Source organism: Sphingobium fluminis (assembly GCF_037723805.1).
GTDB lineage: Bacteria > Pseudomonadota > Alphaproteobacteria > Sphingomonadales > Sphingomonadaceae > Sphingobium.
Window position 1 is genome coordinate 326,455 of sequence record NZ_JBBJUK010000003.1, and the last position, 26,874, is coordinate 353,328.

General features: G+C 63.8%; 28 protein-coding genes and 1 tRNA gene. 17 read left to right on the plus strand and 12 right to left on the minus strand.

The window, feature by feature from the left end; all coding sequences use genetic code 11:
- Window positions 1-14 precede the first annotated feature (14 nt).
- Together parC and WG907_RS10930 are read left to right on the plus strand one after the other, a co-directional pair.
- On the plus strand, window positions 15-2,303 hold the full coding sequence (parC, locus tag WG907_RS10925) for a DNA topoisomerase IV subunit A (RefSeq protein ID WP_340232802.1): 2,289 nt from the start codon (window positions 15-17) through the stop codon (window positions 2,301-2,303).
- A gap of 52 nt (window positions 2,304-2,355) precedes the next feature.
- Window positions 2,356-4,110, plus strand: a complete 1,755-nt coding sequence (locus WG907_RS10930; RefSeq protein ID WP_340232803.1) for a putative bifunctional diguanylate cyclase/phosphodiesterase — start codon at window positions 2,356-2,358, stop codon at window positions 4,108-4,110.
- Here the strand turns inward: WG907_RS10930 and WG907_RS10935 are convergent.
- The 4 genes from WG907_RS10935 to WG907_RS10950 are packed head-to-tail and all read right to left on the minus strand — an operon-like array spanning window position 4,074 to window position 6,999.
- The gene (locus WG907_RS10935; RefSeq protein WP_340232804.1) at window positions 4,074-5,282 is read right to left on the minus strand and encodes a CCA tRNA nucleotidyltransferase; all 1,209 of its coding nucleotides are present in this window, start codon (window positions 5,280-5,282) and stop codon (window positions 4,074-4,076) included. The two genes, WG907_RS10930 and WG907_RS10935, sit on opposite strands and share 37 nt — an antisense overlap.
- Window positions 5,263-5,874 carry a CoA pyrophosphatase gene (locus tag WG907_RS10940; protein ID WP_340232805.1) on the minus strand — a complete coding sequence of 204 codons (612 nt, stop codon included), beginning with the start codon at window positions 5,872-5,874 and terminating at the stop codon, window positions 5,263-5,265. Before WG907_RS10940 ends, WG907_RS10935 begins: the two co-directional genes overlap by 20 nt.
- Window positions 5,871-6,437, minus strand: a complete 567-nt coding sequence (locus tag WG907_RS10945) for a DUF1285 domain-containing protein (protein WP_340232806.1) — start codon at window positions 6,435-6,437, stop codon at window positions 5,871-5,873. The genes WG907_RS10940 and WG907_RS10945 overlap by 4 nt, the downstream gene beginning before the upstream one ends.
- A 43-nt stretch (window positions 6,438-6,480) precedes the next feature.
- Complete coding sequence (locus WG907_RS10950; protein ID WP_340232807.1) at window positions 6,481-6,999, minus strand: GNAT family N-acetyltransferase; 519 nt, start codon at window positions 6,997-6,999, stop codon at window positions 6,481-6,483.
- Window positions 7,000-7,129: 130 nt separating this feature from the next.
- Here WG907_RS10950 and WG907_RS10955 point away from each other — a divergent pair, with 130 nt between their 5' ends.
- On the plus strand, window positions 7,130-7,513 hold the full coding sequence (locus tag WG907_RS10955) for a dihydroneopterin aldolase (RefSeq protein WP_340232808.1): 384 nt from the start codon (window positions 7,130-7,132) through the stop codon (window positions 7,511-7,513).
- A gap of 7 nt (window positions 7,514-7,520) precedes the next feature.
- On the opposite strand, the gene WG907_RS10960 is transcribed toward WG907_RS10955, so the two are convergent.
- The gene (locus tag WG907_RS10960) at window positions 7,521-8,468 is read right to left on the minus strand and encodes an isopenicillin N synthase family dioxygenase (protein WP_340232809.1); all 948 of its coding nucleotides are present in this window, start codon (window positions 8,466-8,468) and stop codon (window positions 7,521-7,523) included.
- A gap of 75 nt (window positions 8,469-8,543) precedes the next feature.
- Here WG907_RS10960 and WG907_RS10965 point away from each other — a divergent pair, with 75 nt between their 5' ends.
- A complete protein-coding gene (locus WG907_RS10965; protein ID WP_340233046.1) occupies window positions 8,544-8,951 on the plus strand; it encodes an EVE domain-containing protein in 408 nt (135 codons plus the stop codon).
- A gap of 151 nt (window positions 8,952-9,102) precedes the next feature.
- Entirely contained in the window at window positions 9,103-9,378 is a 276-nt protein-coding gene (locus WG907_RS10970; protein WP_340233047.1) for a hypothetical protein, read from the plus strand.
- Window positions 9,379-9,447: 69 nt separating this feature from the next.
- On the opposite strand, the gene WG907_RS10975 is transcribed toward WG907_RS10970, so the two are convergent.
- Complete coding sequence (locus tag WG907_RS10975) at window positions 9,448-9,756, minus strand: glycine zipper 2TM domain-containing protein (protein ID WP_340232810.1); 309 nt, start codon at window positions 9,754-9,756, stop codon at window positions 9,448-9,450.
- Window positions 9,757-9,884: 128 nt separating this feature from the next.
- Here WG907_RS10975 and WG907_RS10980 point away from each other — a divergent pair, with 128 nt between their 5' ends.
- Window positions 9,885-10,316 carry a cupin domain-containing protein gene (locus WG907_RS10980; RefSeq protein ID WP_340233049.1) on the plus strand — a complete coding sequence of 144 codons (432 nt, stop codon included), beginning with the start codon at window positions 9,885-9,887 and terminating at the stop codon, window positions 10,314-10,316.
- Window positions 10,317-10,876: 560 nt separating this feature from the next.
- Here the strand turns inward: WG907_RS10980 and WG907_RS10985 are convergent.
- Window positions 10,877-11,344, minus strand: coding sequence for a hypothetical protein (locus WG907_RS10985; protein ID WP_340232811.1), 468 nt, complete (start codon window positions 11,342-11,344; stop codon window positions 10,877-10,879).
- 134 nt (window positions 11,345-11,478) lie between these two features.
- On the opposite strand from WG907_RS10985, the gene betI reads away from it, so the two are divergent.
- The 3 genes from betI (at window position 11,479) to ahpF (ending at window position 14,485) form a co-directional block, all read left to right on the plus strand.
- Window positions 11,479-12,105, plus strand: coding sequence for a transcriptional regulator BetI (gene betI / locus WG907_RS10990; protein ID WP_340233051.1), 627 nt, complete (start codon window positions 11,479-11,481; stop codon window positions 12,103-12,105).
- A gap of 111 nt (window positions 12,106-12,216) precedes the next feature.
- Window positions 12,217-12,780, plus strand: a complete 564-nt coding sequence (ahpC, locus tag WG907_RS10995) for an alkyl hydroperoxide reductase subunit C (protein WP_340232812.1) — start codon at window positions 12,217-12,219, stop codon at window positions 12,778-12,780.
- A gap of 124 nt (window positions 12,781-12,904) precedes the next feature.
- Complete coding sequence (gene ahpF, locus WG907_RS11000; protein WP_340232813.1) at window positions 12,905-14,485, plus strand: alkyl hydroperoxide reductase subunit F; 1,581 nt, start codon at window positions 12,905-12,907, stop codon at window positions 14,483-14,485.
- Window positions 14,486-14,699: 214 nt separating this feature from the next.
- On the opposite strand, the gene WG907_RS11005 is transcribed toward ahpF, so the two are convergent.
- The gene (locus WG907_RS11005) at window positions 14,700-15,923 is read right to left on the minus strand and encodes a glycosyltransferase family 87 protein (protein WP_340232814.1); all 1,224 of its coding nucleotides are present in this window, start codon (window positions 15,921-15,923) and stop codon (window positions 14,700-14,702) included.
- Window positions 15,924-16,112: 189 nt separating this feature from the next.
- On the opposite strand from WG907_RS11005, the gene WG907_RS11010 reads away from it, so the two are divergent.
- The 3 genes from WG907_RS11010 to mltG all read left to right on the plus strand — a co-directional run bounded on the left by WG907_RS11010 (window position 16,113) and on the right by mltG (window position 18,812).
- Window positions 16,113-16,346 (plus strand): acyl carrier protein, encoded by a 234-nt coding sequence (locus WG907_RS11010; RefSeq protein ID WP_007689016.1) that lies wholly within the window; start codon window positions 16,113-16,115, stop codon window positions 16,344-16,346.
- Window positions 16,347-16,540: 194 nt separating this feature from the next.
- Window positions 16,541-17,800, plus strand: a complete 1,260-nt coding sequence (fabF, locus tag WG907_RS11015; protein ID WP_340232815.1) for a beta-ketoacyl-ACP synthase II — start codon at window positions 16,541-16,543, stop codon at window positions 17,798-17,800.
- A 40-nt stretch (window positions 17,801-17,840) separates the two neighbouring features.
- Window positions 17,841-18,812, plus strand: a complete 972-nt coding sequence (gene mltG / locus WG907_RS11020) for an endolytic transglycosylase MltG (RefSeq protein WP_340232816.1) — start codon at window positions 17,841-17,843, stop codon at window positions 18,810-18,812.
- A gap of 3 nt (window positions 18,813-18,815) precedes the next feature.
- On the opposite strand, the gene WG907_RS11025 is transcribed toward mltG, so the two are convergent.
- The gene (locus WG907_RS11025) at window positions 18,816-19,235 is read right to left on the minus strand and encodes a sugar transporter (protein WP_340232817.1); all 420 of its coding nucleotides are present in this window, start codon (window positions 19,233-19,235) and stop codon (window positions 18,816-18,818) included.
- A 108-nt stretch (window positions 19,236-19,343) separates the two neighbouring features.
- Between WG907_RS11025 and WG907_RS11030 the strand changes: the two genes are divergently transcribed.
- Window positions 19,344-19,883 (plus strand): peroxiredoxin, encoded by a 540-nt coding sequence (locus tag WG907_RS11030; RefSeq protein ID WP_340232818.1) that lies wholly within the window; start codon window positions 19,344-19,346, stop codon window positions 19,881-19,883.
- A 37-nt stretch (window positions 19,884-19,920) separates the two neighbouring features.
- Window positions 19,921-20,394, plus strand: coding sequence for a 2'-5' RNA ligase family protein (locus tag WG907_RS11035; protein WP_340233053.1), 474 nt, complete (start codon window positions 19,921-19,923; stop codon window positions 20,392-20,394).
- Between the two features lie 117 nt (window positions 20,395-20,511).
- Here the strand turns inward: WG907_RS11035 and WG907_RS11040 are convergent, their stop codons facing one another.
- The 3 genes from WG907_RS11040 to WG907_RS11050 all read right to left on the minus strand — a co-directional run bounded on the left by WG907_RS11040 (window position 20,512) and on the right by WG907_RS11050 (window position 23,232).
- On the minus strand, window positions 20,512-21,738 hold the full coding sequence (locus WG907_RS11040; protein ID WP_340232819.1) for an NAD(P)/FAD-dependent oxidoreductase: 1,227 nt from the start codon (window positions 21,736-21,738) through the stop codon (window positions 20,512-20,514).
- A 99-nt stretch (window positions 21,739-21,837) separates the two neighbouring features.
- Window positions 21,838-22,986, minus strand: a complete 1,149-nt coding sequence (locus tag WG907_RS11045) for an epoxide hydrolase family protein (RefSeq protein WP_340232820.1) — start codon at window positions 22,984-22,986, stop codon at window positions 21,838-21,840.
- A gap of 169 nt (window positions 22,987-23,155) precedes the next feature.
- Window positions 23,156-23,232 (minus strand) — tRNA-Met (locus WG907_RS11050).
- A 251-nt stretch (window positions 23,233-23,483) separates the two neighbouring features.
- Between WG907_RS11050 and WG907_RS11055 the strand changes: the two genes are divergently transcribed.
- The 3 genes from WG907_RS11055 to WG907_RS11065 all read left to right on the plus strand — a co-directional run bounded on the left by WG907_RS11055 (window position 23,484) and on the right by WG907_RS11065 (window position 26,868).
- Window positions 23,484-24,893, plus strand: coding sequence for a circularly permuted type 2 ATP-grasp protein (locus tag WG907_RS11055; RefSeq protein WP_340232821.1), 1,410 nt, complete (start codon window positions 23,484-23,486; stop codon window positions 24,891-24,893).
- Window positions 24,894-25,041: 148 nt separating this feature from the next.
- Window positions 25,042-25,974 carry an alpha-E domain-containing protein gene (locus tag WG907_RS11060; protein WP_340232822.1) on the plus strand — a complete coding sequence of 311 codons (933 nt, stop codon included), beginning with the start codon at window positions 25,042-25,044 and terminating at the stop codon, window positions 25,972-25,974.
- Window positions 25,975-25,995: 21 nt separating this feature from the next.
- Window positions 25,996-26,868 (plus strand): transglutaminase family protein, encoded by an 873-nt coding sequence (locus tag WG907_RS11065; RefSeq protein ID WP_340232823.1) that lies wholly within the window; start codon window positions 25,996-25,998, stop codon window positions 26,866-26,868.
- Window positions 26,869-26,874: the final 6 nt, after the last annotated feature.

Genomic DNA, 26,874 nt, shown 5'->3' on the forward strand with positions numbered 1-26,874 from the left:
CTATCCCGCCCGTAATGACCGATTTTCGCGACCCGTTCGACAGCATCAAGGACCATCCTTTCGACGCCGCGCTGTCGCAACGCTATCTCGTCTACGCTCTCTCCACGATCACCGCGCGCTCGCTGCCCGATTTGCGCGACGGGCTGAAGCCGGTGCATCGGCGGCTGTTGTGGGCGATGCGGCTGTTGCGGATGGAGCCGGGCGGGGCCAGCCCCGACATCCTCGTCGCCAATCCGGCGCGCAACACCACCGGCTACAAGAAATGCGCGCGGGTGGTCGGCGACGTCATCGGTAAATATCACCCCCATGGCGACCAGTCGGTCTATGACGCCATGGTGCGGCTGGCGCAGGATTTCTCGCTGCGCACGCCACTGGTCGACGGGCAAGGCAATTTCGGCAATATCGACGGCGATAATGCAGCGGCGATGCGCTATACCGAAGCGCGGCTGACGCAGGCGGCGGCCGACCTGATGGCCGGGCTGGACGAAGGCACGGTCGATTATCGACCGACCTATAATGGCGAGGATGAGGAGCCGGAGGTTTTCCCCGGCCTGTTCCCCAATCTGCTGGCCAATGGCGCGACCGGCATCGCGGTGGGCATGGCGACCAGCATCCCGCCGCACAATGTCAGCGAACTGATCGACGCCGCGACGCTGCTGATCGACGATCCTGATGCCGATCATGCGGCGCTGATGGCCATCGTCAAAGGGCCCGACTTCCCCACAGGCGGCGTATTGGTAGACAGTGCGGCGGCGATTTCGGAAAGCTACGCCACCGGGCGCGGCGCGTTCCGTACCCGCGCGCGCTGGCACAAGGAAGAAGGCGGGCGTGGCACCTGGGTCGCGATCGTCACCGAAATTCCGTTTCAGGTCCAGAAATCCAAGCTGATCGAACAGATCGCCGCGCTCATCAACGATCGCAAGCTGCCGATCCTCGCGGACGTGCGCGACGAGAGCGATGCCGAGATTCGAATCGTCATCGAACCGCGCGCGCGCAATGTCGATCCCGACATGCTGATGGACAGCCTGTTTCGCCTCACCGATCTGGAGAACCGTTTCCCGCTCAATCTGAACGTGCTCGATGCGACGCATACGCCGCGCGTGCTGGGCCTGCGCGCGGTGCTGGTCGAATGGCTGCGGCATCAGATCGACGTGCTGGTGCGGCGGGCGGAGCATCGGCTGGAAAAGATCGCCGGACGGCTCGATCTGCTCGACGGCTATATCATCGCCTATCTCAATCTCGACCGGGTGATCGAAATCATCCGCACCGAAGATGAGCCCAAGATGGTGATGATGGAGGAATTCCAGCTCAACGACCGGCAGGTCGAGGCGATCCTCAACATGCGGCTGCGCAGCTTGCGCAAGCTGGAGGAGATGGAACTGCGGCGCGAGCATGCGGAACTGGTCAAGGAGCGCGACGAGCTGTTGAAGCTGGTCGGCGATCCCAAATTGCAGAAGCGCAGGCTGAAACGCGACCTTGCGGACCTGCGCAAGCGCTACGGGCCGGACACCGCGCTCGGGCGACGGCGGTCGCTGGTCGAGGAGGCGGGGCCCACGCGGGAAATCCCGCTGGAGGCGATGATCGAACGCGAGCCGATCACGGTCATCCTGTCCGAACGCGGCTGGATCAGGGCGATGAGCGGGCATCGCGACCTGGCGGCTGCCGATACGCTCAAATTCAAGGAGGGCGACGGGCCGCAATATGCGTTCCATGCGCAGACGACCGACAAGCTGCTGCTGGCGACGTCGACGGGACGCATCTTCACGCTGGGCGCGGACAAGCTGCCCGGCGGACGCGGTTTCGGCGATCCGGTGCGGATGATGGTCGACATGGACGATCAGGGCGCCATCGTCGCGCTGTTGCCGGCCAGGCCAGGCGGTCAACTGCTGCTGGCGGCATCGGACGGTCGGGGCTTCGTCGCCGACATGGCCGACCTGATCGCCGAGACGCGCAAGGGCAAGCAGGTCGTGAATGTGCGGGCCGGGGCCAGGCTGAGCGTCGTCCACCCTATCGCTTCGCAGGCCGACAGCGTTGCCGTCATCGGCGAGAATCGCAAGCTGCTGGTCTTTTCGCTGGAGGAAATGCCCCGCATGGCGCGCGGGCAGGGGGTGCAGTTGCAGCGTTATGGCGGCGGCGGCCTGTCCGATGCGATTGCGTTCCGGATGGCGGACGGGCTTAGCTGGGCCATGGGCGGGGACAGCGGCCGGACGCGGACCGAGGCGGATATGACGCCCTGGCGCGTCGCGCGTGGCGCCGCCGGGCGCATGCCGCCGACCGGTTTCCCGCGCGACAATCGATTTTAATGTCCGAAGTTATGTTTCCTGAAAATTTACTTACGCCCGGTAGGACGACCGCATGGAATCCATGTCGGTTCGAGACGGGCCAGCCGAACGAGAGAGCTGTGACCCCCAAACAGGGATCGATGAACCGCGTCCCTCGCTCATGCACGGCGCGGTCGACTGGCTGGCCGCTCTGTCACAGGCTGCGGCGATCTTAAGCTATGAAAACAACGATATAATCGTTCGCCAGGTCAATGAGGCGTTTCTGCGCCGGTTCGAGGCGGATATCGCCAATAATAATGTGCTGCTGACCTCGGGGCCGGACTGGCGCAAGCGGCTGGAGGCATTCGTTGCCACGGACAGCGATTCGGTGAGCTTCGAATCCCGCCGTGATGGAAAATTGGGGCCTGAATTTTTTCTCTGCACCATCGGCCGCCTGCGCGCCTCAGCCGATCAGTCCGAACAATATCTGGTAACGGCGGTCGACCGGACGAGCGAGCGCACGATCGAGAAGAATCTCCGGCGCGAACTTTTGTCCGACGGCCTCACGGCCTTGCCCAACCGGACCGGCTTTGGTGAAGAGATTGACGATCGCCTCGCCAATTCGTCCTGGCCCGAAAATGCCCGCTTCGGGATCATCGCGATCGATCTGAGCCGGTTCAGCCGGGTCAATGAATCGCTGGGGCCGATGGCCGGCGACGAACTGCTGATCACCGTCGCCAAGCGGCTCAAGTCCAGTCTGCGGCAGGGTGACGTGCTCGCGCGCATCGGCGGCAATGACTTCGCGATTTTTGCTCGTCTGAACAATGGCTTGTCTGATGCTCTTCATATCGTCCAGCGGATCAAGGACGCGCTGGACCAGCCCATCCGCCTCAGCGATCTGCAAATCCGGGTCGACTGCGCGATCGGCTGCGCCTTGTCGACGAGCCTGGGTGACGATCCGGACGATGTCGTGCGCAAGGCGCAGGCGGCGGTTAAAATCGCCAAACATAGCGGCAAGGTCGAAATCTATCGCAATGGCGTGCTCAAGGAGGCGCAGCGGCGTTTTTCGATCGAAAGCCGGCTGCGCGACGCGCTGTCGCAGGGTCATTTGACGCTGGCCTATCAGCCGCTCATCCATCTCCAGTCGGGCGAAGTCACGGGCTTCGAGGCGCTGGCGCGCTGGGACGACCCGGATCTGGGCAAGGTGCCACCCGTCGAATTCATCGCGGTCGCCGAAGAAAGCGGTCTCATCACGTCGCTCGGGCGCTGGGCCGCCTATGAAGCGGCGCAGGCGCTTAGCCGCTGGGATTTGAAATTCGGCCAGCCGCTGCCGGTCGGCGTCAATGTGAACCTGTCGCCCATCCAGATGGCGCGCGACGATGTCGCATCAATGTTCGAGGAAGCACTGCGCTATTCGGGGATCGCGGGCAAAAGGCTGACGGCCGAAATCACCGAGAGCGCGATCATCGCCGACCCCGACAAGGCGCGTAAATTGCTGAACGCTCTCAAGGATTTGCAGATGCCGATCGCGATGGACGATTTCGGGACCGGCTTTTCCAACCTCGCGAGCCTGCACAGCCTGCCGATCGACATATTGAAGATCGACCGCAGTTTCGTATCGTCGATGCTTGAGGATCGCGACAAGGCGGTGATCGTCCGCACCATATTGTCGCTCGCCGAATCGCTGGGTCTGCACGTCACCGCCGAAGGAATCGAGACTCAGCAACTGGCGCATGCGTTGCAAAGCATGGGTTGCTGGCAGGGGCAGGGCTATTATTTCGCCAAGCCGATGAGCGAGGCCAAGGCGTTTGATTACTGGCGCGCGCGCTGGAATTTCGAAACGATCTGATCGGCGATCCTGGCAACCCGGCTTTCGTCCGGAAAGCCTTCTGCGATCCAGATGTCCTGCACCTGCCCAAGCGCCTTCGCCACGTCCGGGCCGGGCGGCAATCCGCGCGCGATGAGCGCGCCACCGCTGATCGGGAAGGCAGGCGGGGTCCAGCCCTGCAAGTCCGCAAGCGCCGCTTCGTCGGTCGCCGACAGGAGCAGGCGGTCGGTCGCCCCCTCGACGCCGATGCGATAGGCGAGCGCCCGGATCGGCTCCGGCCCCGGCGGATCGGCGAGCGCCAGCGCCAGTCGTTTGCGCGCCTTGTTCGACAGCTTCAGGCGCGCGCCGACCTGTTCGGCGATGCGCGGATCGGGCGGCAGCAGGGCGGCGAGGCGACGGAGCGGGACGGAGGAGACGCCCGCTTCGGCCTCGCGGGTCATAAGCTGTGCGAGCCGCTCCCAGCCCGTCTCGTCGATCTCCGGCAGTACCGGCTTGAGGATGCCGCCCTCGATCATCAGGCGCAGCGCCGCAAGCGGGGAAGGCACGGCGAGCAGTTTGAGCAATTCGTCCGCGATCCGTTCGCGCGACAGCGTCATCAGGCTGCCGGCTGCGGCGCGGCATGCGGTGAACGCCATTTCGTCGGGAATGTCGTCGCCATAGCGGGCGAGGAAGCGGAAATAGCGAAGAATGCGCAGATGATCCTCGGCGATGCGGGCGTGGGCGTCGCCGATGAAGCGCACCAGATGATCGCGTAGGTCGGCGACCCCGCCGAAATAATCGGTGATCGCGCCGGTCGCGGGATCGGCGTAGAGCGCGTTGATCGTGAAGTCGCGGCGGGCGGCATCCTCGCGCCAGTCGTCCGTATAGGCGATCGTCGCGCGCCGGCCATCGGTCGCGACATCGCGGCGCAGGGTGGTGATCTCCACCGGCCAGCCTGAAATCACCGCCGTCACGGTGCCGTGCGCGATGCCGGTCGGCACGGCCTTGATGCCCGCCGCCTCCAGCCGCTCGATGATCGCCTGCGGTTCCAATACGGTCGCGATGTCGAGATCGTTGACGGGCAGGCCGAGCAGCCCGTCGCGCACCGCGCCGCCGACAAACCGTGCCAGCCCCGCCCGCGCGCCGATCGCGTCGAGCAGGGCGTCCAGCCCCGGCCGTTGCCGCCAGGGCGCTTCAGGCAAGCAGTCGATCATGACCCAGGCGGCGCGAAAGATTGGCGAGGATGGCGGCGGTCACGCCCCAGATGCGGCGATCGCGCCATTGAATATCGTAATAATGACGGACGATCCCGTCCACGACAGCGCTGCGCTGCACCCGATTTGCCGGGTCGAGGGCAAAGGCAAGCGGCACTTCGAACCAGTCGGCGACCTCGCTTTCCTGCGGCACCAGCGGCAGATCGGGTGGAATGACGCCCAGCACCGGCACGATGTCGAAGCCGGTGAAGGTGTGATAGCGATCGGACGTGCCGATGATGTCGACGACATGCGGCGGCAGGCCGATTTCCTCCTGCGCTTCCCTTAAGGCGCCCGCGATCTCGTCGGCGTCGCCGGCATCGACCCGGCCGCCGGGAAAGGCGACCTGTCCGGCATGTTTGCGCAGCGCCGCCGACCTTTGGGTCAGGATGAGGCCGGGTTCGGCGCGATCGGTGATCGCGACCAGCACGGCCGCCGGGGCGAGCGGCGAATCGTCGACGATGCGCGGGTCGCGCACTTCGCTCGGCACCAGTGTCTCTTCGCGCCGATGGCCTTCGATCAACGCGGCGCGCAGCCGCTCGGCCAGCGTCACGCCGACCCGTCCAGCGGGAAGAATGTCCCGTGGCTCCACAGGCCAACCGGCTCTGTACCCTGGTCGAGCGCCAGGTTCATCATTTCATAATAGACGCTGCGCGCGACCAGCGCCTCCAGCCCCTTGCGGACATGAAGATAGGGATGGGGGCCGTCCGCGCCTTCGCGGATGCTGAGCGCATTCTCCGCCCCCGCCGGCACGATGTCGCCGGTGTTCAGGCGGAAAGCGAGCGTGCGATTACGGCCTTCGCCCTCGCTCTTGAGTTCGACCGCGACGAAGGGGGCATCCTCGACCTCGATCGACAATTTCTCGACCGGCGTGACCAGGACGAACCCGCCATCCTCTTCCCGCCGCAATATGGTGGAAAACAGGCGCACCATCGCCTCGCGCCCGATCGGCGAACCCTGATGAAACCAGGTGCCGTCGCGGGCGATCCGCATCTCGCTGTCGCCGCAATGGGCCGGGTTCCATTTTTCCACCGGCGGCAGGCGCTTTTCAGAGACGAGGCGCGCGATGTCGGCCAGCGATAGGGTGGCAAGGTCGGGAATGGGGTCCATCGGCATGGAGCGGAGATAGGATCGCTCGCGCCCGAAGGCAAAAGGGAATTCAGGCCGAGGCGGTTATTCGGGGGCCAAGCATGCCGGCGCCGCCGATCGGGCGACCATCGACCGACAAGGCGAGCAGGCGGCGCGGCTCGAACGGCCCCGGCGCTGCCCACTGGCCGGTGCCTTCGGCAGAAAAGCCCCAGAAGCGGCCATAATATTCGGGGTCGCCGATCATCATCAGCGGGTCGCTCGCCTCGCGGCGCGCGGCGGCGACCACCGCGTCCATCAACGCCCGGCCATGGCCACCGCGCTGGAGCGCCGGCGCGACCGCCACCGGCCCGACCATGATGAGCGGCAACGGTCCGCCCTCGGTTGGATGGAGCGCGACGGGCCAGCTTTGCAGCGAAGCGACCAGCGCTCCATCCTCTGCCACGATGCCGAAGGATAAAGCCGGTAGCCAGGCCATGCCGGCGCGAATCAGATAGGCGGTACGGCCATGCCGGTCGGCCCCGAACGCGGCGTCGAGCAGATGTTCGATCGCCTGTTCCGGCTGGGAATCGAGGGGCACAATCACTGACACGTCTTGCCGATCCGCCTTCAAAGGCGCATGGACCGCGCCGGAAGCGGCGGGCTGTAGCGCCTGACCCACGAAATGAAAACAGGTTCCGGCCGCTCGTTCGAGCCAAGGAGCGGCTCGGCATGGCGGATCGATGGACAGCAGACTGGACGATTTTCTCAACCTGGAGGTCAAGGATCTGCATGTCGACGTGCTGACCGGCATCTATTCGGAGGAAACGCATCTTCCGCAGCCGCTGCGCATCTCGATCAGCGCCCGGCTCAGGATCGCGGATCATTATGATCCCGAAACGCCGCTGTCCCGATCCAAAAATTATATGGACCTCAAACATGCCGCGACCACAGCCCTGCCAGAAGGCCGGCATTTTACGCTGATCGAGGCGGTCGCGGATCACATCATCGACACCATCTTCCTTCAGGACGACAAGGTGCTTCAGGTCGAGGTGAAGATCGTCAAGCTGGCGCTGAGCGAGCGGGGTGAGGACATCGGCATAACCATGGGGCGGTGGCGGAAATAGGGTCGGCCTATGTCTTGTCGACAAGCCCGATCTGCGTCAGCCTTTCCATCAGATAATCATGCGCCCTGATCGGCGGATCGCGGCGCGGATGTCGGGCGTCCCCGCATTGCGGCAGCGCGTCGATCACGAAATCGGGTCGCAGGTGCAGGAAGAAGGGCATGGAATAGCGCGCAAATCCGCGTCTTTCGGGCGGGGGGTTGACGACGCGGTGACTGGTGGATGGCAGGCGGTAATTGGTCAGGCGCTGGAGCATGTCGCCCACATTGATCGCGAGCGCGCCCGGCGGCGGCACCACAGGCAGCCAGTCGCCGTTGCGGTCCTTCAGTTCCAGCCCGCCTTCCTCGGCGCCCAGCAACAGGGTGATGAGGTTGATATCCTCATGCGCCCCGGCGCGGACGCCGGGGGCCTGCGCCGAGACCGGGGAATAGTGGAGCAGGCGCAGGATCGAATTGCCGTTATGAGTGGGCCCGTCGAACCATAGTTCGTCCAGCCCGAGATACAGCGCGATCGCCGATAGCAGCCTTGCGCCGACGCGGTCGAATTCGGCGAACAGCCGGGTGAAAACGGGCCGGAATGCCGGCAGCGCGTCCGGCCAGATGTTGGGCAGCATCGTCGCTCGCAGCGGATCGCCAGTCGGCAGGTCGCGCCCGATATGCCAGAATTCCTTGAGGTCGTTTTCCCGCGCGCCCTTGGCGATTTCCCGTCCGAAGGCGGTATAGCCACGCTGCCCGCCATTGCCGGCCGCATCATGGAGCTGTTTTACTTCTTCGGGCAGGGCGAAGAAGCGCCGGGCAAGCGCCCAGCCATCATCGACCAGCCGCTGATCCATGCCATGGTCGCGCACCATGGCGAAGCCGAACCGTTCGAAGGAGCCGCCCAGCGCGGCGGCGAACGCTGCCTTTGGCATGTCCGCCATGGACAGGACGGGAACCTCATCCAGCACCGACTGCGACATGTCCTATCTCCGATGACGACAACTGGCCGGCTGCGCATCCTTGATCGGCCCGTGCTGCTGATGCAAGACGTGCCGATGAACTACTGGCTGATGAAATCGGAACCCGATGTCTTTTCCTATGACGATCTGGTCAAAAAGGGGAAGGCCGAGTGGGACGGGGTGCGCAGCCACGCCGCCCAACAGCATATGAAGGCGATGCGCAAGGGCGACCTCGCCTTTTTCTACCACAGCAATATCGGTCTTGAGGCCGTCGGCATCATGGAAATCGTGGAGGAAGCGGAGCAGGACAGCACCGACGATTCCGGCAAATGGATATCGGTTCATGTTGCGCCGCATGAAAAACTGGACAAGCCTGTCACGCTCAAGGCCATGAAAGCTGATCCCGCGCTGGCCGGGATGATCATGCTGCGACAATCGCGCCTGTCGGTAGCTCCGCTTACGGAAGCGGAATTCAAGCATATCGTCAGCAAATCAAAGGGTTGAAGCGGTCAGCGCGGCTGGTTGCGCAAACTGCAATCGCTCGACCGTGTTTTGCGATTGTCGTTCTGCCGCGCCGCAGCATAGACGGACTGCAACAGAAGAAAATCGCTACAGAGGTGTTTGATCGGCATTCACAAGGAGAAAACCCATGCGAATGCTGTCTAAGTTCATTGTTGCCGGCGCTCTGAGCGCCATCGCCGCCATCACGCCCGCCCATGCCGAAGATGCCGCCAAGCAGCGCTTCTCGCACGAAGGCTACACCTATGTGTATCAGGTGAAGGACACCAAGACCGGTCAGGTGATTTCGGGCCGTCGCTATCCCGACGCGGTCGCTTTCAACCTCTCGGTCAAGAATGGCAGGGTTGCCGGCAATTCGGGTGGCAAGCCGGTTGCATTCAATGTCGAGGAAGCGCGCGGCGCTGCCCAATAATCGTTTTGACGAGCCATGAAAAAGGGCGGTCCTCGCAGGAGGGCCGCCCTTTTTCGTCATCGCCTGTCTTTAGCGGCAGCGACGGCTACCGCCGCGGTCGATCTCGCGGCCCAGCAAAGCGCCGCCAGCCGCGCCCAGGATCGTGCCCGTAGCGCGGTCGCCGCGCGTATCGATCGCCCGGCCGGCGAGCGCGCCGCCAACGCCACCGATGATCAGCCCCGTGGTGCCGTTCGAGCGCCGGCAATAGGTGCGGCCGTCATTCCCGCGCCATTCCTTGTACCGATGATGTTTGCGCGCCTGCGCCCCTTCGATCGGCACCGCCATCGATGCGGGAACGGCCAGCGAGATGGCCACGAGGGCCAGAATGGATTTACGCATGATTATCTCCTCAGACAGCGTAGCAAGCGGTTGAACACTCCCTATTTGATCGAAGTTGCATGAACCTGAGACAACAGGGTAAATGACTGGAAAATGAGCGTTATTTTTAAGGGAATTTGGCGATGACGATGAACGGCCAGGATGCTCGGGCGGTGATCGAGGCGCTGGCCTTGTCGCCTCATCCCGAAGGCGGCTGGTTCAGGGAGACATGGCGCGCCGACCCCGGCGAGGGCGGACGGGCGCGGGGCACGGCCATTTTGTTCCTGCTTGAAGCGAATCAGCGATCGCACTGGCATCGCGTCGACGGCGACGAATATTGGTTCTGGCATGGCGGTGCGCCGTTGGCTCTCTCGGTCGCGGTGGAAGGTGCCATGACCCGCCATATTCGTCTCGGCATGGACATCGCCGCCGGCGAGCGGCCGCAGGCGCTGGTGCCCGCTCATGCGTGGCAGGCTGCATCGCCCGTCAACGGGTGGACGCTGGTCGGCTGCACCGTCGTTCCGGGCTTCGAATTTGCCGGGTTCGACCTGGCGCCGGCCGGTTGGTCGCCGCCGCGATGACGGCATAGGCCGCGACCATGTCGCTCGCTGAAAAGTTATCCACAGATTTGATGCATCGCTGTCTTGGAAACGTCCGATTTCGCTTTGCGCGACTCGCAGATGGTGAGACCATCAATCTATCGGAAAGACAGGCGGCGGAGTGATCCAAAGCCAGAAAAATCAAAGAGAAATCAGAGGTTTGGACGTCTTTTCGAGGTTCGGTCAGTAACACCGCCTGCAAGGGCGAGGAAGCTGCCGGATCGCCCTCTTGAAGAGGATGCCGGGTACGCGCGAAAGTGAACGTCGGGCTTTCAGTTCAAGAGTCGGCAACGGGCACGAAGGCCATGCGCCAACGACCCGAAGCCAGCGTGATGCAGCGACCTTTCGGGCCATGCATTCGCCACGCCGGACAGGATGATCGCGTACCCAAAAGGAACGCGGATCGAAGTCCGACGGAAGTGGGGACCGGCAGCAATGCCGGCCCCCATTTTGCTTTCTGCGATCGTCCGAAGGACGGTGGGCCAACCCAGTCACGCGCGACGGCCTCGGTATGGGCAGCATCAGGGCAGCGGCGCGATCCCTCAGCGGCAATAGCCCTCCTGACCCGGCACGATAATCAGGCAGTCGCTTTTCCCGGCCAGATATTTGAACCCGGTTTCCGCGCCGCTGCCCGGACGGATGGTCATATCCTTGCCGTCGCGCATGAAGCGGATCGTTGTGCCCTGGGCGACGCCGCTATAATCGCCCTGCCGATCCAGTGTATCCTTGTTGATCAACGCATAATGACCGGCTTTCCCGTTCGGCGCGGGCCGAATGTCGAGGAACAGCCCTTCCGGCCCGGTCCAGCGACCGACCCATGAACCGGTCGGCGGCACTGGCGCATCCATGCCGGCGTTGCCCGGCGACCTGTTGTCCTCGACAGGTTCGCTGCTGGGCGTCTGGACCGCTATATTCTCGGCGCTCCGCTGATCATCCGGTCTGCCGCACCCCACGATGCCGGAACACAGCATTGCACTCAGGATCAGGGTCATGGGTCGGGTTCGCGTCATATGTTTGGCTCCTGCCGTTGCAGGAGACGAACGGACAGCGGCGCAGCTTCGATCCGTCGACGCCCGCCACGCTTGCCAGCCGCGTCGCCGCCTCGCATGATGCGGCGCTACAGGAGAGGCAGCGGACGGCGGAAGTGAGAACAAGATTTGTACGGGAAACCGCCGATGTGCGTCGGCAGGCGCTGATCGACGCGACGGCGCGCTGCCTTGCCGAAAAGGGTGTGGGCGGCACGACGGTGCGGGCGATCTGCGGCGCGGCGGGCGTCTCTTCGGGGCTGTTGACGCATTATTTCGATGGTCTCGACGCAATCATCCTCGCAACCTATCGCGACGTCGGCTTGCGGGTTTCGCGGGCGATGGATCAGGCAGTCGCCGCCGCCGGGCCGGACCCGCGCGACCGGTTGCGCGCGCTGCTGATGGCGAATTTCCAGCCGCCGGTGCTCGACCCGGATCTGCTGGCGACATGGATTTGTTTCTGGAGCCTGGTCAAAAGCAGCGAAAATATCGCCACCGCCCACGCCGAAATCTACGCCGCGTCGCGCGCGCAGATGGAAGCATTGCTGCACGAAGCCGCACCGACGTTGAAAAAAGGTGAAGTCAGGCTGGCGGCCATTTCGCTTACCGCGCTGGTCGATGGCCTGTGGCTGGAGCTATGCCTCGACCCTTCATCCTTCGGCGCGCCGGCTGCCCAGGCGATGGTGGATCATTGGATGTTGCAGGTGATCGGGACGGCCGGGGTGACGGCATCGACCAGTGCCTGATGGCCTGATCGATTTTCTCACTCTGTAAATGCCAGAAAACCAATTTCCCCTGTGACGATCCCATCCCTAGATAGACGCTTCAACAGCAGCCACTCAAGGATCGCAAAGCCCATGGCCATCATCAACACGCCGCTCAAACCCTTCAAGGCGACCGCGTTCAAGGAAGGCAAGTTTGTCGACGTCACCGATGCCGACGTGAAGGGAAAGTGGGCGGTTTTCTTCTTTTACCCCGCCGATTTCACTTTCGTCTGCCCGACCGAGCTTGAAGATCTGGCCGATATCTATCCTACCCTTCAGGGTCTGGGCGTAGAGGTCTATTCGGTCTCGACCGACACGCATTTCAGCCACAAGGCCTGGCATGACACGTCGCCTGCGATCAGCAAGATCAACTATTATATGCTGGGCGACCAGAATCACGACATCTCCAACCAGTTCGGCGTCCTGCGCGAAGGCGTCGGCCTCGCCGACCGCGGCACCTTCGTTCTCGATCCGCAAGGCGTGATCCAGCTCGTTGAAATCACGCCGGAAGGTGTCGGCCGCAACGCCGCCGAACTGCTGCGCAAGATCAAGGCGCTGCAATATTGGACGAGCCATCCGGGCGAAGTTTGCCCGGCGAAGTGGGAAGAGGGCGAAGCCACGCTCGCGCCTTCGCTCGACCTCGTCGGCAAGATCTAAACCGTTCTACTAGCGGGTCGCAAAGTGGCTCGGGGTGGAACTGACTCCGCCCCGGGCCATATTTGTATCTACAGCTTTTGATTGTCGCGATTTCCGAGTGAAATCGCTTTGAGGACTTTCTCCCATGCTCGACGCCAATCTGACGCAGCAGCTCAAGGCCTATCTGGTCAACATCCGCGAGCCGATCGAACTGGTCGCCGCGCTGGGTGATGACGTAAAATCGAAGGAACTGGGCGGGCTGCTCGACGAGATCGCCGCCCTGTCGGACAAGGTTTCAGTCGTTCCCGGCCATGACAGGCGCACCCCAAGCTTCATGATCCGCCGCGCCGGCACCGATATCGGCGTGCGGTTCGCAGGGTTGCCCATGGGGCATGAATTCACGTCGCTTGTGCTCGCCCTGCTGCAAGTGGGCGGTCATCCGTCCAAGGCCGCGCAGGAACTGATCGAGCAGATCAAGGGGCTGGACGGCGATTTCGCCTTCGAAACCTATTTCTCGCTGTCGTGCCAGAATTGCCCGGATGTCGTGCAGGCGCTCAACCTGATGAGCGTGCTCAACCCCCGCATCAGCCACGTCGCGATCGACGGCGCCCTGTTCAAGGACGAGGTCGACGCGCGCAAGGTCATGGCGGTGCCGACCATCTTCCTGAACGGCGAACCTTTCGGCCAGGGCCGCATGGAACTGGAACAGATCGTCGCCAAAATCGACAGCGGCGCGGAAGCGCGCGCGGCGGAAAAGATCAAGGGCCAGGACCCGTTCGAGGTGCTGGTGATCGGCGGCGGTCCCGCCGGCGCGGCGTCGGCCATTTACGCGGCGCGCAAGGGCATCCGTACCGGCGTCGCGGCCGAACGCTTCGGCGGACAGGTGCTCGACACGATGGATATCGAGAATTTCGTCTCCGTGAGCCGCACCGAAGGCCCCAAACTGGCGTCCGCGCTCGAAGCCCATGTCCGCGACTATGATGTCGAGATCATGAACCTGCAAAAGGCGGCGACGCTGATCCCTGCCAAGAGCGAGGGCGGCTATCATGAAGTCGTGCTGGAAAATGGTGCGTCGCTTAAAGGGCGCACCGTGATCCTGTCCACCGGCGCGCGCTGGCGGCAGATGGGCGTCCCCGGCGAAGACGAATATCGCAACAAGGGCGTCGCCTATTGCCCGCATTGCGACGGCCCGCTGTTCAAGGGCAAGCGCGTCGCGGTGATCGGCGGCGGCAATAGCGGCGTCGAGGCGGCGATCGATCTCGCCGGCATCGTCGCCCATGTGACGCTGATCGAATTCGACAGCCAGTTGCGTGCCGACGCGGTGCTCCAGCGCAAGCTCGCCAGCCTGCCCAATGTGCGCATCATCACCTCGGCGCTGACGACGAAGGTCGAGGGCGATGGCGAGCGGGTCACGAGTCTGTCCTACAAGGATCGCAATCACGGGACCGAGCATGATGTCGAACTGGAAGGGATTTTCGTTCAGATCGGCCTCGTGCCCAACACCGAATGGCTCAAGGATGCGGTCGCCCTGTCGCCGCGCGGCGAGATCGAGATCGACGCGCGCGGCGAAACCAGCCAGCCCGGCATCTTCGCGGCGGGCGACTGCACGATCGTGCCCTATAAGCAGATCGTCATCGCGATGGGCGCTGGATCGACGGCGGCGCTGTCCGCCTTCGATTATCTGATCCGCCTGCCGGTGAGCGACGAGGCGGCGCAGGCGGCGTAAGGATTCGGACGATCGATCGACCCACTGAACTCATGCCCCTGCATCGTCGTCCCCGCGCAGGCGGGGACCCATGTGGCCGCTGGGCGCTGTCGTCTTAGGACCGACGCACGCTGTGCCCGAGGCAAGTTGGGTCCCCGCCTGCGCGGGGATGACGAATGCTTTTATCGCACACAGGCTGCCGCGCGCATCGCCAAATGGCCGCCGGCGCATTCGCTCAGGCGGGGATCAACCGCCTGATCGCCGGATAGTCGAAGGCACGGTCGAACAATCCCGCCCGCCGCGCCGCGAGCGCCAGCACCGCGATCGCGGCGATCAGGTTCACGGGAACATGAATGAGCGCCGACAATGCGCGCCCGAACAGCGGGGCCATCCAGGCATAGGCAAGCCAACTGGCCTCCCACCGCAGCGCGCCGCGCCTGGCGATATCCGCCGCCATGAAGGCGATCGCAATGCCGAGCAGCACGAAATCATAGTCGAGCACATAGGGGGTGCAGAGCAGGGCGGCGGCCAGCGCTGCCGCGCCGCGTACCTCCATCGATCCGCGCCGCGCGACCAGTCCGGCCGCGATGACCGTCAGCGCCGTCACCGCCGACTGGGCGGCGTAGGCGGCGGGGATCGATCCGCCCCACTGGCGGATCGCCGCGAACGGGCTCTGGATCTTTTCCCAGCCCGTCGCGCCATTTTCGATGATGATATGCTTGGTCAGCGGCAACGAATCGAAAAAGGCCTGCCAAACCGGCCAGCCCCAGATGGCGAGCGTAACGAGGCAAAGCGCCGCCACGGTGAGTCCGGCGGACAGAAAGGCGCGGCCATTACCGCGCGCCGCGATCACGACCGGGATCAGCACCGCGAATTGCGGTTTGTAGACGAGCGCGCCCAGCAGCATCCCCGCGATCCACGGCCGCCGGTCCAGCAGCAACATGCCGCCGCCCAGCAGGCTGGCGGTCATGAACGCATTCTGCCCATGGCCAAGGCACACCAGCACCACCGGCGCGCCCAGCGCCACCAGCACAGCGTCCCGATCGTTCGGCAGGATGGTCCGTACCAGCGCCAGCGCCAGCGCCAGCGTCAGCCCCTGCCAGATCAGCAGCGCGACGACATAGGGAAATTGCGCGAGCAGGGTCGCGATGATCAGGAAAGGCGGCGGATAATGCCAGCCATAAAAGGGAATGGCGCGGTCGTGATGGATCGCCTTTTGCACCTCATGCTGCGCCGGCCAGTCCCATGCCAGCGTGGCCCGGCCATGATCGGCCATCCATCCGGCGGTCCAGACGTTGGAAAAATCGGTGCCGAGCGGCCGGCCAAGCGAATCCACCGTGCCATGGGCCATGGCGAACAGGGTCAGCAGGCCGATCACCGTCGCCGCCAGCACCAGCGCGGCGGTCAGGCGGATGCGGGCGCGGGTGAGGAAGCGATCGGGGAACGGAAGCGATGTCATCGCGCTTTATTGCCCGCTGATGCTGAAATTTCGGTAAAGCCGCCCTCGGGACGCCTTGCGCATCGGCGTTTTGGCCTCGAATGAAGGGGCTTGGCTGCCTTGCCTCTTGCCTCTATCGGGGCTTGGCACTAGGGCTTTGCCTTAACAGCTATTCATACCAACCACGATACCCAAGAAAAAGGACCACTCATGAGTGAGACCGCGGATCGCGTTAAGAAAATCGTCGTCGAGCATCTGGGCGTCGAAGCCGAAAAGGTGACGGAGGATGCAAGCTTCATCGACGATCTGGGCGCGGACAGCCTCGACATCGTCGAGCTCGTGATGGCCTTCGAAGAGGAATTCGGCGTCGAAATTCCTGACGATGCGGCGGAAAAGATCGCGACCGTCAAGGATGCGATCGACTATATCGACAGCAAGCAGTAAGGCGTTTGGCGGCCCGCCCGGCCAGGCGCGGGCCGCAGACTGCCCAAGTGAATCGGCTCTCCTGATCCGGCCCGTCCGGACGCAAGGGGAGCTTTTTCGTATCTGGCGCGCGGCCAGTCTGCCTGTCGTTTCGACAAGAGCGTCGGAAGACGTTAAGGCACGGCGCGAGCCAATTGATAGTTCGGAGCAAGGATATGCGTCGCGTCGTCGTAACCGGCCTTGGCATGGTGAGCCCGCTGGGCGGGGATGTCGAAACCACATGGAAGAACATCATCGCGTCGAAATCCGGCGCGGCGACGATTACGCGGTTCGATCCCACCGACTATAAATGCCGCATCGCCTGCGAAGTGAAGCCGGCCACCCATGAATATGGCTTCGATCCCAATCTTGAGGTCGACCATAAAGTCCAGCGCCAGGTCGACCTGTTCATCGTGTTCGGCATCGCGGCGGCGAGCGAGGCGCTGCGGGACGCAGGCCTGCTCGACATGACCGAGGAAGAGCGGCTGCGCGCCGGCTGTTCGATCGGGTCGGGCATCGGCGGCCTGCCGGGCATCGAAAGCGAATCGCTGGTGCTGGCCAATAAGGGCCCGAGCCGCGTTTCGCCGCATTTCGTCCACGGCCGGCTGATCAACCTGATTTCGGGTCAGGTCTCGATCAAATATGGCCTGATGGGGCCGAACCACGCCGTCGTCACTGCCTGTTCGACCGGCGCGCATTCGATCGGCGACGCCGCGCGGATGATCGCGATGGACGATGCCGACGTCATGCTGGCGGGCGGCGCGGAAAGCGCGATCTGCCCGATCGGCATCGCCGGCTTCTCGCAGGCGCGTGCGCTGTCGACCAATTTCAACGATTCGCCCGAACGCGCGAGCCGCCCCTATGATACCGCGCGCGACGGCTTCGTCATGGGTGAGGGCGCGGGCGTCGTCGTGCTGGAGGAATATGAGCGGGCCAAGGCGCGCGGCGCGAAAATCTATGCCGAGGTGCTGGGCTATGGCCTGTCCGGCGACGCCTATCACGTCACCGCGCCCCATCCCGAAGGATCGGGCGCGTTCCGCTCGATGCAGATGGCGCTCAAGAAATCGGGCCTCGCGCTTGAGGATATCGACTATGTGAACGCCCACGGCACCTCGACGCCGCTCGGCGACGAGCTGGAGCTGGGCGCGGTGCGGCGGCTGTTCGGGGACCAGCTCGGCAATATGTCGATGAGCTCGACCAAATCGGCGATCGGCCATTTGCTGGGTGGCGCTGGCGCGGTGGAGAGCATCTTCTGCATCCTCGCGATGCGCGACAGCATCGTGCCGCCAACGCTCAACCTCGACAATCCGAGCGAGAGCTGCCTGGGCGTCGATCTCGTCCCGCACGTCGCCAAGGAGCGCAAGGTGCGCGCGGTGCTGAACAACAGCTTCGGCTTCGGCGGCACCAACGCCTCCCTCATCATGCGCGCGATCTGAAGGTGGGGCGCTCGATCCCAGGGAAACTGATCTAGCCTCCATGCGCCGGACCGGCCTCATCATCCTGGCGCTCGGCCTCGCCGTCATGGCCTTTATCGGCTTCCGCTTCGTTCATGGCTGGACCGAAGCGGGACCTGCCCCGCGCGAAATTACGCTGGTGGTGCCCGAAGGATCGACGCTGAGCGACGCCGCCGTGCTGCTCAAGCGTTCCGGCGCAGTCCGTTCCGCCGACGCCTTCCTGACCCGCGCGAAATTTCTCGGGTCGGGCACCTCGATCAAGGCCGGCGAGTTCGTCATTCCCAAGGGTGCGAGCAACCGCGACATTCTGGTCATTCTTCAGGGCGGCAGGACGCTGTCCCGCCTCGTCACCATCCCCGAGGGCATGCCGTCGATCCTCGTCTACGAGCGGCTGATGGCGAATGATGAACTGACCGGCGACATTGCGGTGCCCGAGGAAGGCAGTGTGCTGCCCGACAGCTATGCCTTCGACAAGGGCGAAAAGCGCGCCGCCGTGCTCGGGCGCATGCAGGCCGCGATGACGAAGCTGCTGGCGCGGATGTGGGCCGAACGCGCGCCCGACACGGTCGCCAAAACCCCGCGCGAGGCGATCATCCTCGCCAGCATCGTCGAAAAGGAAACCGCGCTCGGCAAGGAGCGGCCGATGGTCGCTGGCGTCTATGGCAACCGGCTGCGGACCAATATGATGCTTCAGGCGGACCCGACGATCATCTATCCGATCACGCGCGGCAAGCCGCTCGGCCGGCGAATCCGCAAATCGGAGATCGCAGCCGTCAACGATTATAACACCTATGCAATGGTCGGCCTGCCCAAGGGGCCGATCGCCAATCCCGGCAGCCTGTCGATCCTCGCTGTGCTGCACCCGGCGCCCACGAAAGCGCTCTACTTCGTCGCCGACGGCAAGGGCGGCCACATCTTCGCCGACACCTATCAGCAGCATAATGAAAATGTGCGCAAATGGTTCGAAATCAGGCGCGCGCGCGGGGAATTATAATCCCTATCGCAACACCCGCCGGATCACCATCGACCGCGCATACAGCCATTGCACGACCGCCATCAGAATGATGAAGGCGGGAAAGATCGCGACCGACCATCCCTTGGCGGCAAGCAGGTCGGTGCCGAGGAACGTATGGCCGAACTGGACGAGGACGGCGATAACCGACAGCAGGAACAGCGACGCCGCGACCGCCTTGCGCATCAACAGCGCGACCGCGCCCAAAGTGCCGGCGCTCACCGCGATGGCATAGGCGCCCCATGCCCATTTGGGCATCGTGGCGAAGGCGTGCGCCGTATCGGGATCGGTCTTCGCCAGCTGACCAGGGTCAGCGCCATATTGCATGACGAAGGCGGCGACGCCCATCAGGTTCCATATAAGCAGTATAATGCCGATGACGATGAAGGATCGAGTGACCCGCATTGATCGTTCCCCTCCGCAAGCGTCCCGTTGCGGGTGCGCTCCATGCCGACCATATACAGTTTGACCGCCGCGCGGAAGTGGCGCGGCGAAGCCCCCAAGGAGACCGTAATGCAGGGACGTTCCGTACCCGATGTGACGCTCAAGACCCGCGTGAGGGACGACAGCATCGAAGGCCCCAATCCGTTCCGCTGGCAGGATGTCCAGACCGGCGACCTGTTCCGCGGCAAGCGCGTGGTGATATTCTCGCTGCCGGGCGCTTTCACGCCGACCTGTTCGACCGAACAATGCCCCGCGTTCGAGCGCTTCTACGATGATTTCAGGGCGCTCGGCGTCGACGACGTCTATTGCATCGCCGTCAACGACGCGTTCGTCATGTATCAATGGGGCAAGCATCTGGGCGTCAAGAACGTGAAATTGCTCCCCGATGGATCGGGTGACTTCACCCGGCGCATGGGCATGCTGATCAAGAAGGATCATCTGGGTTTCGGCGACCGCAGCTGGCGCTATGCGATGGTGGTCGACGACGGCAAGGTCGCGGCCTGGTTCGAGGAACCGGGAATCAACGATGTCGGCGAGGATGACGACCCCTATGGCGAAACGCGGCCCGAGCCGGTGCTCGAATGGCTGAAGGCGCAGTCGGCTGGCTGACCGCCCCACCCCCGCGCCCATCATCGTGACCGCATTGATGGGCGCGGGGGACTTCGCCTGGGCGGACGGATTGCGCCGCGCGCATTTTCCGCCCGAACGCAATAGGCTGCCCGCGCACATCACCCTGTTCCACCATCTGCCGCCGTCGGTGCTGGATGAGGTGACGCAGCGGCTCAGCTCGATCTGCGCTGGCCCGCCGCCGCCCGCCCGGCTGGCCGAGATCATGCTGCTGGGGCGGGGCGTCGCCTACCGGATCGAAAGCGCGGCGCTGATGGCGATGCGCGATGATCTCGCTCACGCTTTCACCGGCATGCTCACGCCGCAGGACCAGGCCCGGCCGCGCCTTCATGTGACGGTACAGAACAAGGTATCGCCGCAAGAGGCCAAAGCGCTCGCGGCGCGGCTGAACGCGGATTTTTCTCCCCGGCCGTTCGCCATAGCCGGGCTAGCCGCCTGGCACTATCGCGCCGGGCCGTGGGAGTTGGCGGGCAAGGGGATGTTCAGGGGCTGATGCCTTCAGACAAATGCGTCGGTGATAGCGATAATTAGCCGTCACGCCTGCTAAAGCCGATATCCCTTTCTCACCGTCGTCCCCGCCTCCGCAGGGACGACATGAAGGGTCAGCGCCTCAGGCCAGCCCGACTTCCTTCAGCGGCACCGACGCATCGGCCAGCTGCCCCTGATCCAGCGCCGCGCCCGAGATCACATGCGCGCGGCCCTGAACATAATCCTTCACCGCGTTGACGCAGTCGAGCGCGAGCAGCTTGCCACCGCGCAGATAGATGACCGAAAAGCTGCGCGTCGCCGGATCGCCGCGCACGATCGTCTGATCGAAGCCGGTCGAAAGGCCGACGGTCTGGAGCTTGAGATCATATTGGTTCGACCAGAACCAGGGCACGGCATGATAGGCGTCTTCCTTGCCCATGATGTGCGCCACGGCGGTCTTGGCCTGATCATTGGCGTTCTGCACTGATTCGAGCCGCATGCGCGCGCCACGGGCGAAGTGATTTTCATGCGCCGCGCAATCGCCCACGGCATAGATGTCGGGCAAGGATGTGCGGCAATATTCGTCCACGTCGACGCCATTGCCGCCGACCGCCCCCGCCGCGATCAGCGGGCCGGTTTCGGGAATGATGCCGATGCCGACGATCACCATGTCGGTTTCTATGCGCTCGCCATCCTGCATCAGCACCGCGGTCGCCTGGCCATCCGTCACCTCGATGCAATCCATCTTGGCGTCGGTGCGCAGGTCGACGCCATGGGCGCGATGCTCCGCCTCGTAAAAGCGCGACAGCGGTTCCCCCGCGACCCGCGCCAGCACCCGGTCGAGCGCTTCGAGCAGCACGACCTTCTTGCCGAATTTCGACAGCACCGCCGCCGCCTCCAGCCCGATATAGCCGCCGCCGATCACGGTCACATGGTGGATACTGTCGATCTTGGCCATCATCGCGTCGACATCGTCGCGGCGGCGCACGCCGTGGACATTGGGCGCGTCCGCGCCGTTGCATGTCAGCATGCGCGGATTGCCGCCGGTGCACCAGATCAGCTTGCCATAGCCGATTTCCCGGTCGCCCACCGTCACAAAATGGCCTTCGGAATCTACGCTTCTGACCCGCTGGCCGAGCAGCATGTCGATCTTGCGCTCTTCCCAGAAGGACGCCGGGCGAATGAGGATGCGGTCGAAGCTCTTGTCGCCGGCGAAATATTCCTTCGACAAGGGCGGGCGCTCATAGGGCGGGTCCTTTTCGTCGCCGATCATCGCGACCGATCCTTCGAACCCCGACTGGCGCAGCGAAATCGCCGCCTGCGCGCCGGCATGGCCCGCGCCCACGATCACAACGTCATAATAGCTCATCCGCTTGCCCTGCTCCCATTTTCAGGGGCGTGATTGGCGCGGTTTGGCGAAGCTTGCAAGTGGGGGAAAGAATTCAGCTGCCCTGTTTGAACGCCGTTATCATAGATATTCCCTGAAAAAGGCCTGGATGTCGGCCACCAGAAGATCGGGTTGCTCCATCGCCGCGAAGTGCCCGCCTCGCGGCATTTCCGTCCAGCGGCGGATATCATATTGCCGTTCGGCCCAGCTACGCGGCGGTCGGCCGGGGATCAGTTCGCGCGGGAATATTGCCAGTCCCGTCGGGACATCGGTCTTGTGGAAAGGGCGGTAAATCCCGCCAAGCTCGCGACCAAAGCCTTCATAGAAGCGGATCGACGTGTCGATGGTGTCCGTGAAGGCATAGAGCGAAACATTCGCGCACAGCTGGTCGAGGGTGAAAGCGTCGAGAATGTCGCCGTCATTGTCGCTCCACACCTGGAATTTCTCGAGGATCCAGGCGGCGGTGCCCAGCGGATTGTCTGCCAGGGCAAAAGCCACCGTGTTGGGCTTGATGGCATGCAAATTCATATACCCAAATTCCCTCGCGGCGAACGCGCCGCATTGCTCGGCATAAGCGGCTTCCTCGGCGCTCAGCTGGTCTTGCGGACCCATGGCGACGGGAAAGAGATTGAGATGCATGGCGACGACATGCGCCGGAAAGCGCTCAGCCATCTGAATGTTCACGATGGCGCCGAAATCGCCGCCCTGCACGCCGAACCGTTCATAACCCAGGATATCGACCATCAGCGTTCGCCAGAGATCGGCGGTCATGACGGGTCCCATCGCCTGACCATCGGGAAATTCCGACGCGGCGAAACCGGGTGCGGACGGAATGACGACGGTGAAGGCGTCGCTGACGTTGCCGCCATATCGCGACGGATGCGTCAGGGCATCGATCATCGGCAGAAATTCGAGGACCGAGCCGGGCCAGCCATGGGTCAAAAGCAGGGGGCGGGGCGTGTCGCCTTCGCCGCGGACGTGGTAGAAATGGATCTTGCAATCGCCGATGTCCGCGCGGAATTGCGGCCAGCGGTTCAGCTCCGCCTCGGTCTTGCGCCAGTCATAGTCGTTGGTCCAATAATCGACGAAGCGACGCATGAAATCATGACTGACGCCAAAGCCCCATCCACCGTCGCCCAGGCGGCGCGGCCAGCGCGACCGTCTAACCCGGTCGAGAACGTCCTGAATGACGTCATCCGCGATATGAAAGCTGAATTCTTCGACTGCCATGACCGCTCCACGGATTGCTACCGCATCCGGAGCGTTTTGGCAGGCGGAATGGCATCGCGATAGCTATCATCGCTGAATCGGAAAATGGAGTAAGGCCCGCTGCTTTGGCATGTCCAGCATTCAGAACATGAATTGCAGGATATTCGCTTAGGTCAAAGCCTTTATTCGATGGTAGCGGAGGAGGGACTTGAACCCCCGACATCAGGATTATGATTCCCGCGCTCTAACCAGCTGAGCTACTCCGCCCCATGGGCAACCACGGGCGCTTACGCCCTGCGGTGAGGGCGCGCTATAGGCAGACGGGGCAGGCGGGTCAACGGGGTTGGCGGCAAGATTTGATAAATAGGCGCAGCCCGATATGCTCGCAGCCTGCCTCCTGCAGCAGATACATCCGAAGTCCTTGCGCGACCCGTGTTTTTAGTCTTGCATTCCCGATCGCAGCGCGCACTAATGTTGCGATGCACAACCGGCCGTCCTGGCCGAGGGAGGATTGACGCTTGCCCTTCCACGAGATGTTTGAGCCTGATGGTTCGATACGGGCCTGTTATGCCGAAGTGCAGGACTGGGTGGACCGCACCGGCATCGCCGGGCTCAACCGTCGGCTGGACGAGGCGGAAGCGATTTTCCGGCGCATCGGCATCACCTTCGCCGTCTATGGCGAGGGCGGCGACCCGGAGCGGCTGATCCCTTTCGACCTGTTGCCGCGCATCTTCACGGCGCAGGAATGGCGCGTACTGGACAAGGGCATCCGCCAGCGGGCGCGGGCGCTCAACGCCTTTCTGCACGACGTCTATCATCGCGGCGAAATCGTGAAGGCGGGCATCATGCCGGCCGACATCATCTATCAGAATAGCGCCTATCTTGCTGAAATGGTGGACTTCACGCCGCCGGGCAAGGTCTACAGCCATATCGTGGGCATCGACATCGTGCGCACCGGCCCCGGCAGCTTCGAAGTGCTGGAGGATAATTGCCGCACCCCTTCGGGCGTGTCCTACATGCTGGAAAATCGCGAGATCATGACCCGCATGTTTCCCGAACTGTTCGCCGCCGGCGTGGTCGCGCCGGTCGATGACTATCCCGCCGAACTGCTCAAAAGCCTCAAGGAAGTCGCGCCGCCCGCCTGCAAGGGCGATCCGGTCGTCGTCGTGCTGACCCCCGGCTCCCTCAACAGCGCCTATTATGAGCACAGCTTCCTTGCCGACCTGATGGGCGTCGAGCTGGTCGAGCCCGCCGATCTTTTCGTCGACGAGGACCGGGTATGGATGAAAACCACGCTCGGCCCCAAGGCGGTCGACGTCATCTATCGCCGCATCGACGATGAATATCTCGATCCGCTCGTGTTCCGCGCCGACAGCCTGCTCGGCGTGCCCGGCATTTTCGATGTCTATCGCAATGGCGGCGTGACGCTGGCGTCCGCGCCGGGCTCGGGCATCGCCGACGACAAGGCGGTCTATGTCTATGTGCCCGAGATGATCCGCTTCTATCTGGGCGAACAGCCGATCCTCGACAATATCCGCACCTGGCAATGTTCCAAGCCCGACGAATGCGCCTATGTGCTCGAAAATCTCCACGATCTCGTCGCCAAGGAAGTGCATGGATCGGGCGGCTACGGCATGCTGATCGGTCCCAAGTCCACCAGGGACGAGGTCGAGGCCTATGCCGCGCGCATTCGCGCCAACCCGTCCGAATTCATCGCCCAGCCGACTCTCGACCTGTCGACCGTGCCGACGCTCGGCCCCGCGAGCGTCGTTGGCCGCCATGCCGATTTCCGCCCCTATTGCCTGGTCGGCAAGCAGATCCGCCTCGTCCCCGGCGGCCTCACCCGCGTCGCGCTGACCGAAGGGTCGCTGGTGGTCAATTCGAGCCAGGGCGGCGGGGTCAAGGACACATGGGTCATGCAGGACTGATGGGGATGTCGTGCGGACCCATCCATCCTCCGTTCGGGCTGAGCTTGTCGAAACCCACCACCCAACGCAGCGAGGGTCCTGCACCCTCGGCTTCGCCCGGGCGCGCCCTTCGACCTCGCTCGGGGCGAACGGAATTAGAGGTTGACCCATGCTGAGCCGGACCGCCGAAAATCTCTACTGGATGGCGCGTTACATGGAGCGCGCCGAATCCACCGCCCGCCTGCTGACAATGGGCCAGCGGATGGCGATCCTGCCCGGCGCGCATCATCGCGACGAGTGGCGATCGGTGGTGCGCGCGACGGGGGCGGAGGCGAAATTCCCCGAGGGCAAGCAGGTGACGGAGAGCGATGTCGTCTCCTATCTGATGCTCGATCTCGACAATCCCTCGTCCATCCGCTCCTGCCTGCTCAAAGCCCGGTCGAACGCCAAGTCCGCCCGCACCATGTTGACGCAGGATATGTGGGAGGCGCTGAACGAGGGCTGGCGCAAGCTCGACAGCCTTGATGTCGCGGAGGCACGGCAGCAGCTGCCCTCGCTGATCGACTGGGTCAAGACGCGGGTGATGACGTTTCGCGGCGCGGCGGATTCGGGCCAGTTGCGCAACGAGGGCCATGATTTCCTGCGCGCGGGCAGCGCGTTGGAACGGGCGCAGATGACGCTGCGGCTGCTCGACGTCAAATATTATGTCCTTCTGCCCGAAACCGAAGTGATCGGCGGCAATCGCGACCATTATCAATGGACGTCGGTGCTGCACGCGCTGTCGGGCAGCCGCGCCTATCACCATGTCTATGGGGGCACCTATACGCCCTGGCAGATCACCGATTTCCTGATGCTCAACCGCCTGTTTCCGCGCAGCGTCGCCTTTTGCTACGACCAGCTCGCCTACCGGCTCAACCGGCTCGCCGGCTGGCACGACGCGCGCAGTCCCGCGCATGAGACGGTGCGCGAAATGGTGGCCGCGCTCGAACAGCTCGACAGCGGCGAAATCTTCCGCTTCGGTCTGCATGAAACGGTGCAAAGCGGGCTTAGAATGACCAACCGGCTGGGCGCGGAAATCGCGCAGGCCTATCATTTCGGCTGAAGGCGCGAAGGGGGCGGGGCCATGAAACTGATCGTCCGCCACCAGACAATCTATCGCTATGCCAACTCGGCGGGCCGCGTTGCGATGCTGCTGCGGCTCATGCCGGTCAGCACGCCCGCGCAAACGGTGATCGACTGGCATGTCAGCGTCAACGACGCGCCGGTGACCGGATTCCGCGCCAACGGCCATGGCGAGATGCAGGCCGTGTGGACGCAGCGCGACGGGCTGGACCGTGCCGTCATCGTCGCACAGGGGCTCGTCGAAACGCACGCCACGAACGGCGTCCTCGGCATGCCCGCCAGCCGCATAGACCCCCGCTATTTCCTGCGCGAATCGCCGCTGACGCAGGCGTCGGACGCGATCCGCGCGGCCGCGCTCGCCGTTCCGGCCGGGGGTGGCGCACTGGCGCGGCTGCACGCCTGGTCGGCGGCGGTCAGTGACGCCGTCCGTTATCGCACCGGCGTCACCAGCGTCTCGACCACGGCGGCGCAGGCCTTCGCGCTCGGGGCCGGCGTGTGCCAGGATCATGCCCAGATCTTCATCGCCGGCGCGCGGGCGATGGGGCTGCCGGCGCGCTATGTGTCCGGCTATCTGCTCGCCGACGAGGATAATGAACTGCACGAAACCCATGGCTGGGCCGAAGCGCTGGTGCCGGGGCTCGGCTGGGTCGGCTTCGATCCGTCCAACCGGGTCTGCGTCACCGAACGCTATCTGCGCCTCGCCTGCGGGATCGATGCCGATGAAGCAGCGCCGATCCGCGGTTCGGTGACCGCGGCAGGCGACATCAGCATTGACGCGGACGTTCGGATCGCGCAGGCGCAGGAAGGGATTCAGGAACGGCAGCTGCAACGGCAGCAACAACAATTGGCCCCGCCGTCCTTGCCAATGGGTTGAACCGCG